This is a genomic window from Paraburkholderia sp. BCC1886 (genome assembly GCF_900996245.1).
Taxonomy (GTDB): domain Bacteria; phylum Pseudomonadota; class Gammaproteobacteria; order Burkholderiales; family Burkholderiaceae; genus Paraburkholderia.
Map to the genome: position 1 here is coordinate 238,977 of NZ_CAAJGK010000022.1, position 10,263 is coordinate 249,239.

At 62.7% G+C, this 10,263-nt stretch carries 10 protein-coding genes; 9 read left to right on the forward strand and 1 reads right to left on the reverse strand.

Annotated features, from left to right (window positions below):
• Positions 1–92: 92 nt before the first annotated feature.
• The 4 genes from FQ746_RS02695 to FQ746_RS02710 all read left to right on the forward strand — a co-directional run bounded on the left by FQ746_RS02695 (position 93) and on the right by FQ746_RS02710 (position 3,595).
• A complete protein-coding gene (locus tag FQ746_RS02695) occupies positions 93–683 on the forward strand; it encodes a TetR/AcrR family transcriptional regulator (protein ID WP_186310611.1) in 591 nt (196 codons plus the stop codon).
• 169 nt (positions 684–852) lie between these two features.
• Positions 853–1,302: a pyridoxamine 5'-phosphate oxidase family protein gene (locus FQ746_RS02700; protein ID WP_144107283.1), complete on the forward strand. Its 450-nt coding sequence runs from the start codon at positions 853–855 to the stop codon at positions 1,300–1,302.
• 11 nt (positions 1,303–1,313) lie between these two features.
• Entirely contained in the window at positions 1,314–1,844 is a 531-nt protein-coding gene (locus FQ746_RS02705; RefSeq protein ID WP_144107285.1) for a prolyl-tRNA synthetase associated domain-containing protein, read from the forward strand.
• Positions 1,845–1,945: 101 nt separating this feature from the next.
• Positions 1,946–3,595, forward strand: a complete 1,650-nt coding sequence (locus FQ746_RS02710) for a tannase/feruloyl esterase family alpha/beta hydrolase (protein ID WP_144107287.1) — start codon at positions 1,946–1,948, stop codon at positions 3,593–3,595.
• A gap of 12 nt (positions 3,596–3,607) precedes the next feature.
• On the opposite strand, the gene FQ746_RS02715 is transcribed toward FQ746_RS02710, so the two are convergent.
• Positions 3,608–4,627, reverse strand: coding sequence for an NADP-dependent oxidoreductase (locus tag FQ746_RS02715; protein WP_260853856.1), 1,020 nt, complete (start codon positions 4,625–4,627; stop codon positions 3,608–3,610).
• A 178-nt stretch (positions 4,628–4,805) separates the two neighbouring features.
• On the opposite strand from FQ746_RS02715, the gene FQ746_RS02720 reads away from it, so the two are divergent.
• The 5 genes from FQ746_RS02720 (at position 4,806) to FQ746_RS35570 (ending at position 10,009) form a co-directional block, all read left to right on the forward strand.
• Positions 4,806–6,770: an arylsulfatase gene (locus FQ746_RS02720; RefSeq protein WP_186310612.1), complete on the forward strand. Its 1,965-nt coding sequence runs from the start codon at positions 4,806–4,808 to the stop codon at positions 6,768–6,770.
• A 7-nt stretch (positions 6,771–6,777) separates the two neighbouring features.
• Positions 6,778–7,866 (forward strand): formylglycine-generating enzyme family protein, encoded by a 1,089-nt coding sequence (locus FQ746_RS02725; RefSeq protein WP_144107291.1) that lies wholly within the window; start codon positions 6,778–6,780, stop codon positions 7,864–7,866.
• A gap of 44 nt (positions 7,867–7,910) precedes the next feature.
• On the forward strand, positions 7,911–8,681 hold the full coding sequence (locus FQ746_RS02730; protein WP_144107326.1) for a MetQ/NlpA family lipoprotein: 771 nt from the start codon (positions 7,911–7,913) through the stop codon (positions 8,679–8,681).
• A 10-nt stretch (positions 8,682–8,691) separates the two neighbouring features.
• Positions 8,692–9,645 carry a hypothetical protein gene (locus FQ746_RS02735; protein WP_144107293.1) on the forward strand — a complete coding sequence of 318 codons (954 nt, stop codon included), beginning with the start codon at positions 8,692–8,694 and terminating at the stop codon, positions 9,643–9,645.
• 118 nt (positions 9,646–9,763) lie between these two features.
• Entirely contained in the window at positions 9,764–10,009 is a 246-nt protein-coding gene (locus FQ746_RS35570) for a VOC family protein (protein WP_409932352.1), read from the forward strand.
• The last annotated feature ends 254 nt before the right edge of the window (positions 10,010–10,263 follow it).

Below are 10,263 nucleotides of genomic sequence, written 5' to 3' on the forward strand. Positions count from 1 at the left end.
ACCGGCGCGGCGCAATGCTATGCTTGCCGGCGACTTAACTTGAAGTGATCGAGATGCCGCAGGTACCCGTGAGTGAAAAACCAGCAAAGCGTATGACCAAGGCGTCACGACCGGCTGTCGACCGCGAGGTCTGGCTGGATGCCGCGCGCTCGATTCTGATCGGGCAGGGCGTCGACGCGGTCAAGATCGAGCCGCTTGCGTCGATGCTGGAAATTAGCCGTAGCAGCTTTTACTGGAATTTCAAAAGCCGGCAGGAACTGCTGGATGCGTTGCTCGACTATTGGACCGAGGTGAACGACCGGGCGCTGCGCGCACTGGTGGAACCCCACGACACGGACCCGACGGAGCGCGATGAACTAGCGCGCCTCAGGCTGCGCCAACTGGTTACGCTATTCATCGACGAGCGCCAGTTCTCGTCCGGGTTCGATATGGCGATACGGGAATGGGCGCGCAAGGATGCGGTCGTCGCAAAGGAAGTGGCGCGAATCGACCGACGGCGCATCGCCTACCTTCAGAAAATATTTCAGGACATGGGCCATGCAAAGACCGATAGTGTCGTGCGCGCCAAAATCCTTTATTACCACCAGCTCGGCTACTACCTGACCGGCATCAAGGAGAGCGACGAGGTTCGCAAGCGTGTCGCTCCGCGGTACCTCGAGGTTCTCAGCGGTATCAAGCTTTAGCACAGCCGGTTCGTGGCGGATGAGAGCGGTTTGTCGACCGGCGACTTCCCTCTATCCGGGTTCTTGACTAAATGTACAGGTATGTTCATTATTCGTCGTATTGTAATGAACGGAATACGATGATGGCGCGCGTCGCTGCTGAACACACCATGATTTCAGGAGGTTGAGCATGCTGTCGGCAGAGATGGTTCGGATACTGGAGAAACAGAGACTCGGTTTCGTTGCGACTGTTTCGGCAGAGGGTCGACCCAATGTGTCACCGAAAGGCACGTTTGTCGTGATGGACGAAAGGACCATCGCCTTTGGTGAAATTCGCTCACCGAATACGATTGAGAATCTGAAACACTTTCCTGCTGTCGAGATCAATTTTGTCGACCCATTCAGTCGAAAGGGATTTCGCGCAAGCGGTCACGCGGCCATTGCCGCGGTCGGCACGGACAGCTACCGTCGATACATCGGGCTTTTCGAGCGTTGGGCCGCACTGAGTTTGCGGATCCGGCATATCGTCGTTATCGCTATCACCGAAGCGTCCTGTCTGACTTCGCCCATCTACGACGACGGGGCAAATGAAGCCGAGGTGCGAAGTCAGTGGATGCGCACCTTGCAATCCGATGACTAGCAGGCGGCAGAATGGATAACGGCAAATCGCAAAACGAAGTGGCAGGAGCAGAGCAGGTTCTCGAACTATTGGAAAGCAGAGGAATTGCTTATCGGCTCGAGCGCCATGCCGCGATCTTTACGATGGAAGATTCGCGCACGCTCGTACTTGCACTCGAGGGTGCGCGTTGCAAGAACCTGCTGGTCCGGGACAGTAAGGGGCGCCACTTTCTGATCGTGACGGCCGCCGATAAGTCCGTCGATCTCGTCGCCGCCGCCGCCAGTTTCAATAGCAAGCGGCTTTCGTTCGTGTCCCCGGCGAATCTTTTGAATCTGCTCGGCGTGCAGCCTGGTTCACTCAGTCCACTTGCGCTCGCGAACGACCCGGCGCAAACGATCGAACTGATGATCGACGACGATCTCGCGAATGAATCGCAGTTTCTTTTTCATCCACTGGACAATGCGATCACTGTGGCACTCGAACGTGCAGGGCTCGACGCATTCCTCACCGCGATTGGGCATCCGCCGGTCTGGGTAACGTTGCCAGCCCGCGTCGGCCATTAGTGTCGCTGCCGCGGCAGGGTTAACGCCCGTTCTCCTGTCACTACATATTTCTTACTCTTACGCTTATACCCAACCGACCGGTCGGTATTTAAAGAGAAAATATGTCTGGAGACGATATGGCGACGAGCGGCACGTTACGGGGCGCGCTGGCCCTTTTCAGGGGAGCACCCTCGCGAGCGCGACTCGCCTGCGTCAGCGCGGCGGCTGTCGGCGCAACGCTGCTCGTTGCAGCGTGCGGCGGCAGTATCCACGACGCGCCATCCACGACGCCGACCGTCGCCCAGTTGACGGCGACCTGCGCCGCACTGACCGGCCAGACGCTGGCGGGCGTGACCGTCACGTCCGCGACCCGTCTCGAAGCCGTCGCGAACGTGACGTCCTCCGGCATCTGCAAGGTGAGCGGCACGCGCGCCCCGTATCTCGACATCGAAGTCGATGTGCCGGACAACTGGTCCGGGCGGTATTGGCAAGCAGGAGGAGGGGGTTTCGACGGAACGATTCCGTCCGCGTTCACGACGACGAACAACGCGATCACCGCGGTGCTGTCGCCGCTGTCGAAGTGGGCCGCCGTCTATGCAGCGTCCAACGGCGGTAATCGCGCCAACGTGCCCGCGCAGGCCGCGCCGGCCGTGTGGGCCACCGGTACCGCCGATGCCAGGGCGTCGCAGATCGACTACGCGTATCAATCGGTCGGTACCACGCTGGACTTCGCGAAAGCGGTGACCAACGCCTTCTTCGGGAAGCCCGCGACGCATCGCTATTTCAATGGCTGCTCGAATGGCGGCCGTGAAGGTTATATCGCGGCGCAACGCTGGCCGAAAGATTTCGACGGCATCGTGTCGGGCTGCGAAACCGGGAACATGGCGACGCAAACGGCTTTCTGGTTGACCATCGGTCAGCGCAACGCGACGGGCAATGGTCTGTCGACCGCGCAGTTCCAGGGCGCCTATGCGAAAGCAGTCGCGTCTTGCGACGCTCAGGATGGCGTGACGGACGGCTACCTCGAGAATCCCGCGGCTTGCAGGTTCGACGCGGCGCAACTGCAATGCGGTCAGTCGACGGCGAGTGCCGATCCCGCCATCTGCCTCTCGGCCGCGCAGGTTCAGACGCTGAAGACGTATCAGGCGCCGCTCGCGCTCGCGGATGGCACCGTCATCTATTCCGGTCTCAACTGGTCGGACTACTCGGTCTTCGGTTCGCAATACGGCGCACTGGGCGGCGGTTTCGCGTTGCTCGCGACCGGCGATCCCGCGTGGCTGACCACCACGAGGCAAGGCACGTTCGACGTCGATACGGATTTCCCGACGATACAGGCGGGTCTCAAGGCAATCGGCGCCGATCACGATCTGTCGTCGATTGCCAGCTTCGTGAGTTCGGGCAACAAGCTCATCTCGTGGCATGACCTGGGCGACAACCTGTTGTCGCCGAACGATCACGTGAACAACGAGGCGAAGCTCACGACGTTAATCAAGGGGATGGGCGTCGCGGATCCATCGACGGGCACGCGGCTATTCATGGTGCCGGGCAATTCGCATGCGTTGGGTCAGATCACGAATCCGACGGCTTACGTCGACTGGCCGAGCGCGATTATCGGCTGGGTGGAGCAGGGCAAGGCGCCGACCCAGCTCACTTATACGTTCGTGACGTCCACCGGTGCACAGCGGACTCTGCCGGTATGCCAGTCGCCATTGGCGCCGCATTATTCCGGCAGCGGCGATGTGAATGCCGCCGCCAGTTATACGTGCGCGTGAGCAGCAAGCGAACTACAGCCTGACGATGACCTTGCCGTCGTTCTTGCCGCCCAGCATGCCGATGAAGGCTGCTGGCGCGGAGTCGAGACCGGCCGACACATCCTCGCGGTACGCAACCGTTTTCTCGCGTATCCACTGACTCATCGCTGCCTCGAACTCGGGCTTGCGATGCGCGAAGTCGTACACGATGAAGCCGCGTATCGTCACGCGATGCGTCAGCAGCGCGCGCACGAACGAGGGGCGGCGGTCGGGTCCGGGCGGCGGCGACGGCAGGTTGTAGTCGGCGATGGTGCCGCACAGCGGAATCCGGCTGAAGTCGTTCAGCAGGGAGGTGGCGACGGTCAGCGGATGGCCGCCCACGCTGTCGAAGTACACGTCGATACCGTTTGGGCAAGCGTCGCGCAACTGGGACTCGAAGTCGGGTGCGCGATGATCGACGGCGGCGTCGAAACCGTAGTCGTCGATCAGTCGTTTGCACTTCGCGGCGCCGCCCGCGATGCCGACTGCGCGCGCTCCTTGAATCCGCGCTATCTGGCCCACTGCGGAGCCGACGGGGCCGCTCGCTGCCGGCACCACGACGGTCTCGCCCGGCTGCGGCTTGCCTATCTCGACGAGGCCCGCGTAGGCCGTCAGGCCGGGCATGCCCAATACGCCCAGGAAGGTCGACGGGGGAACATCGCTATAGGGCACGAGGCGCAGGTCCGAGCCATCCGAGATCGCGTATTGCTGCCATCCGACCCAACTCAAGACCTGGTCGCCCGGCTTGAATGCGGCGTTGTTCGATGCGATCACTTCGGCAATCGTTTCGCCGATCACCACGTCCCCGATCGACAGGCCCTTCGCGTACGACTTCGCGTTGGTCATCCGGTTGCGCACATAAGGATCGAGCGACAGATAGGTGGCTTTGAGCAGGACTTCGCCGTTAGCGAGTTCGCGCAGCGGGACCTGTTCGATACGGAAGTGATCTGCCGTGGGCTCGCCTTCGAGATAGTTCGCGAGGACGATGCGGCGGTTGATCAGGGAGTCGGTCAATTTGTTTTCCTTTGGGTAGACGTCGAGGTCGGTGTTTCTTCCAAGGTGCGGAAGCTCAACAGCCGCAGCCTTTCGAATGCATATCGATAAACCAACATAGCAATTCAGAAATCGATCTTTGGCCGCCGGGAACTCGTTGCTACCATCTGCGACCCGATATTCCCCGGCCCCCAGAATAATGACAACACAGAGATCGCTTCGCCCATCCATTCGTCCGTCTATCCGCCTAGGAGTCATCGGCGCCGCCGTCGCCAGCCTGGTCGCACTCGCCTCGTGCGGCGACAACGATCTGGCGGCCACGAAGCCCGTCACCCCGCCCGTCGTCGCGCAAAAACGTCCGAACATCCTGTATATCATGGCCGACGACCTCGGCTATTCCGACATCCATGCGTTCGGCGGCGAAATCAATACGCCCAATCTCGACGCGCTGGTGCAAAGCGGCCGCATCCTCACCAATCACCACACCGGCACGGTCTGCGCGATCACGCGCTCGATGCTGATTTCGGGCACCGACCATCATCTGGTCGGCGAAGGCACGATGGGTGCGCCGACCGACGAGCGCAAAGGTCTGCCTGGTTACGAGGGATATCTGAACGATCGCTCGCTGTCGGTTGCGCAACTGCTGAAGGACGGCGGCTATCACACGTACATGGCGGGCAAGTGGCACCTCGGCTCGGGCATTGCCGGCAGCGCGACCGGCAGTGGTCAGACGCCGGACCAGTGGGGTTTCGAACATAGCTATGCGCTGCTGGGCGGCGCCGCGACCAATCACTTCGCGCACGAGCCGGCCAACTCGCAGAACTACACCGAAGACGGCCAGTACGTGCAGCCCGGTCAACCGGGGCAGCCCGGCGGTACCGGCGGCAACCCCGCCGTGTTCTATTCGACCGACTTCTACACGCAGCGCCTGATCTCGTACATCGATTCGAACAAGGGCGACGGCAAGCCGTTCTTCGCGTACGCCGCGTACACCTCGCCGCACTGGCCGCTGCAGGTGCCCGAACCTTATCTGCATAACTACGCCGGCAAATACGATGCGGGCTACGATGCGATTCGCAATGCGCGTATCGCGCGGCAAAAAGCGCTCGGCATCATCCCGGCCGATTTCACGCCCTACGCCGGCGCGCCGGAAACGTTGACTGCCACCCCCGCCACCGCGAACAACGGCACGGTCAACGCCAAATACGTGAGCGCGGTGCATAGCGCGGCGCAAGGTTATACGGACTACGGCCCGGGCTACGTGGACAAAGCCTGGGCGAGCCTCTCGCCCGCCGAGCAGAAAGCCCAGGCGCGTTACATGGAAATCTACGCGGGCATGGTCGAGAATCTCGACCACAACATCGGCTTGCTGATCCAGCATCTGAAGGACATCGGCGAATACGACAACACGTTCATCATGTTCCAGTCGGATAACGGCGCCGAAGGCTGGCCGATCGATTCGGGCGCGGACCCGACCGCGACCGACACCGCCAATGCCGCTGAACCGGTCTACTCCACGCTCGGCACCGACAACGGCTTGCAGAGCGCGAAACGTCTGCAATACGGCTTGCGCTGGGCCGAAGTGAGTGCCACGCCGTTCCGTCAGACCAAGGGCTACTCCGGCGAAGGCGGCGTGTCCGTGCCGTCCATCGTGCATCTGCCCGGCCAGACCACCCAGAAGGCGACGTTGCGCGAGTTCACGCATGTAACCGACAACACCGCCACCTTCCTCGCGCTCGCGCAGATCACGCCGCCGACGCAAGCCGCCCCTGCGCTGATCAACACGCTCACCGGCGTCGATCAGAACAAGGGCAAGGTGGTCTACAACAATCGCTACGTGTATCCGGTGACCGGTCAGTCGCTCTTGCCGGTACTCAACGATCAGGCGACCAGCGCGGTGCACACCGCGTCGTTCGGCGACGAAGCCTACGGCCGCGGCTACCTGCGCAGCGCCGACGGCCGCTGGAAAGCCTTGTGGACCGAGCCGCCGATCGGCCCCGTGGACGGTCACTGGCAACTGTTCGACATGACGGCCGACCGCGGCGAAACACAGGACCTGTCGACGCAGAATCCTTCGATCATCGACGGCCTCGTGCAGCAGTGGAACAGCTACATGACGAGCGTGGGCGGCGTCGAACCGCTGCGTCCGCGTGGCTATTACTAAGCCCGTCATGAGCGCTCGATTTAGGTTGAAGGGTGCCGTGGCTTCATACGGCGCGTATGCCGCGATCGCCGCGGTGGCGTTCGGCGCCGCGTTCGCCGGGGTGTCCGCGATGGCCACGTCGGCGGTTTTCGGCGGCAGGGAGCAGGGCGGTTTCGACGCCCTGAACCACTCGCGCGAGCTCGTCGCGCTCGGCTCCGAGAAGCAATGCGCCCGCTATACCGGTCTGCCGGCACGCTGGCGCGACGACGGCAAGGCCGGCATGGTGCATCTGCATGGCGGCGAATTCGTGTTCGGCAGCCGGCTCGGCTACGAAGACGAACGCCCGGCCGGCGACGGCAAGACGCGCGTCGGCGGCTTCTGGATCGATCAGACCGATGTCACCAACGCGCAGTTTGCCGCCTTCGTCAAAGCAACGGGCTATGTCAGCGACTCGGAACGCCAGGGCGGCGCCGTGGCATTTCACGAGCCGACCCGCGAAGAGATGAACGCGCGCGATCTGGCGTGGTGGACGTGGCTCAAGGGCGCCGCGTGGAATCATCCGGCCGGCCCCGGCAGCAATCTCGACGGCCGCATGAACCAGCCGGTCACCATGGTCACGCAGGCCGACGCGCTGGCTTACGCGCGCTGGCTCGGCCGCGATCTGCCGACCGAAGCCGAATGGGAATACGCGGGCAAAGCCGGCCATGACGGTGCCGACCTCGACACCGCGCCGCGCGACGATCATGGCAAACCCGCCGCGAATTACTGGCAAGGCGTTTTCCCCGTGCTGAACACGAACGAGGACGGCCATGCCGGGCTCGCGCCGGTCGGCTGCTATGCGGCGAACGACTTCAGGCTGTACGACATGATCGGCAATGCGTGGGAATGGACGAAAGATCCGTATTCCGGTCCGCACCAGTCGCATACCAACGGCGACACGGCGGCTGTCGCGCCGCTCAGTCGCCGGCACGATACACCGATGGTCATCAAGGGCGGCTCGTTCCTCTGTTCGCGCGATTACTGCGTGCGCTATCGCGCGGCGTCGAGAGAGCAGCAGGAAGCGGATCTGCCGGCCGGACATATCGGATTTCGCACGATTCTGCGGGACGGGGCATGACGGTGGGCAAGCTGGCGATGGCGGCTTTGACGGCCTGGTGGCTCATGGGTTGCGCCGTGGCGGCGGTCGATGCGCCGGGTCCGGTTGCGCCGCCTGCGCCGGTCGTTAAGGTCGGCGTCAGCGCGGGACCGAATGCCGAGATCATGGACGAGGTACGCCGGGTCGCGGCGACGCGCGGGCTCACGCTCGACGTCGTCGTATTCGATCACCCCGAGCGTATCGACGCCGCCCTCGCGGCGAAACAGATCGATGCCGCGAGTTTCGAAACCGAACCTGCGTTTGCCGCGCAACGCGAACAGCACGCTTATCCGTTGACGAGCGTCGCCACCACGGTGACTTTCCCGATCGCGCTGTATTCGCGCAAGCTGACTCAGATCGGCGAGCTGCAACCCGGCGCCACCATCGCGATTCCCGCCGACCCGGACGGCACGGCGCGCGCGTTGATCCTGCTGCAAAACTACACGCTGCTGAGTTTCAGGGACAGCGCGGGTCTACACGCCACGCTCGCCGATGTCACGGGCAACCGGTTGCATCTGAAAATTCTTCGACTGCCGGGCGCGCGTTTGTTCGATAGCCTGAACCGCGTGGCCTTCGCGGTGATCGGCAGCGACGACGCGGCACGCGCGGGTCTGCAGCCGGCACGCGACAGCATCGGCCTCGAAGATGCGCGCTCGCCGTACACGGATGTTCTGACCGTGCGCGAAGCCGATCGCAACCGCAAGTGGGTCACGCAACTGGTCGCTGCGTATCATTCGAACGACGTCGCGCATTTCATCCTGACGCGTTATCAGGATTCGGTGCGGCGGCCATGGTGAACGTGCCGCGATGAGCCGTTATTCGTTCGCCTGCTCGGCTTGCGGCAAATGCTGCAACAGCGCGCCTGCCATGTCCTTGCCGGAACTGTTCCGGCATCGCGACCGTTTCATCGGTTGCCTCGCCATTGGCCGGGTGCCGCGCAAGCGGGAAGGCGAGCGGCTGCGTGCAGGCGCTCGCGAAGCGTTGCTCGATGCCGGGGACGCCGCGGCCTTCGATGCGCTTGCGCAGACGCTGCTGCATGGTGCGGACAGCACGTTCAGCATCGTCGCGCACGGCTACGACTATCCGTCTCTCGCGCGCTGCCCGGCGCTCGAAGCCGACGGGCGCTGCGCGATTCATCTGCAGGGCAAGCCGGTGACGTGCGAAGTGGTGCCGCTCGATCCGCTCGTGCCGGACCGGTTGCAACATATCGTTCTGGCCGGTCGCAAGGAAAGCGCCGGTTATCTCGGCGCGGACTGCATTCATGAAGGCGAGTTCGACGGCGCTGCACCGATGGTCGCGCAGGGTCGCGTGGTCGATGCGTCGGCGCACGACGCGTTGACCCGACGACGTGTTGCACTCGAAGCCGAACGTGAGATATGGGGCCGCGCGGTGTTCGCCGCGCTGCGTCGCGATCTGTTCGAGTCGCCTGCCGCGTTGGCCCGCATTCCCTCCGGCGGCTTTCTGACTATCTCGCTCGTGCCGGCCTTGCTTGCCGTGGCGGGCGCGTCGATGCGTTGCCGGGACCTGTGTGTCGACTATATCGACAGCCAGATTGCGTTGATCGAGCGTTGCATTGAAGGGGCGCTGCTTAGACGACGTCTTGAAGATCGCCCTGTGACGCAGGAGTTGCGCAGTTTTGCTCAGGCTTATCGACAGGCAAGAGCGACGCTTGCGCAACCGTTGCCGGCCTCGCGCGTGCAGGACGAGGCCTGGGTGGCGAAGCAGGCCGTACGGGTCGAGGCTTATCTGAGCCGCGGGTAGCGCGACGCCGTGCCTGCGTCAACAACCTCCGCATGTCGACGCTACCGGTGAAACATGACCGTTTCTCTCCGCGTGTCCACCTAACCAGCCTGACGCGTCCAGAGCAAGTTTTGCCCGCTTGCCGGAGGGGCCGACGATCGAACTGATGTATTTGCCAAAGCTTGCGACGCATTTGGCGGACCGTCCTCGGGTCGGTTGGGCACATATTGCGATTTCACTCGGCTCCTACGATGCGGTGATCGCCGTTGCAAAGCGGATGGAGTCCAGCGGTACCTTGGTGTCGGGTCCGCGATGGACGGGTGACGGCTATTTTGACGCTGTGATCTCGGATCCGGACGGCAATCCTGTGGAGATTACGATTTAAAGCAGTCCTGCGGCGTATTTCCGCATGGCCAGCGCTCCTTAAGGCATGCTGGCCACCAGCCTGAACCCGCAAACACGACATTTCAATCTAGCGGAAACACGATATCTGAACTTTGGACTAACATTTTTTTGTCGAGGCCAGATTGAAATGTCCGGGGTCTGGCTAGATAGAAATGTCTGGTTTTGCCGTCGTTCTGGTTCTGTTTCTTTTCATGTCTGTGGGGTGGGGCGGCGCAGCCGCCCCCCGTTCCCCGA

What these genes read in the sequence shown, in the direction of transcription:
- FQ746_RS02695 (WP_186310611.1), top strand. Translation starts at nt 93, where the DNA reads ATGACCAAGGCGTCACGACCGGCTGTCGACCGCGAGGTCTGGCTGGAT.
- FQ746_RS02700 (WP_144107283.1), top strand. Translation starts at nt 853, where the DNA reads ATGCTGTCGGCAGAGATGGTTCGGATACTGGAGAAACAGAGACTCGGT.
- FQ746_RS02705 (WP_144107285.1), top strand. Translation starts at nt 1,314, where the DNA reads ATGGATAACGGCAAATCGCAAAACGAAGTGGCAGGAGCAGAGCAGGTT.
- FQ746_RS02710 (WP_144107287.1), top strand. Translation starts at nt 1,946, where the DNA reads ATGTCTGGAGACGATATGGCGACGAGCGGCACGTTACGGGGCGCGCTG.
- FQ746_RS02720 (WP_186310612.1), top strand. Translation starts at nt 4,806, where the DNA reads ATGACAACACAGAGATCGCTTCGCCCATCCATTCGTCCGTCTATCCGC.
- FQ746_RS02725 (WP_144107291.1), top strand. Translation starts at nt 6,778, where the DNA reads ATGAGCGCTCGATTTAGGTTGAAGGGTGCCGTGGCTTCATACGGCGCG.
- FQ746_RS02730 (WP_144107326.1), top strand. Translation starts at nt 7,911, where the DNA reads ATGGGTTGCGCCGTGGCGGCGGTCGATGCGCCGGGTCCGGTTGCGCCG.
- FQ746_RS02735 (WP_144107293.1), top strand. Translation starts at nt 8,692, where the DNA reads ATGAGCCGTTATTCGTTCGCCTGCTCGGCTTGCGGCAAATGCTGCAAC.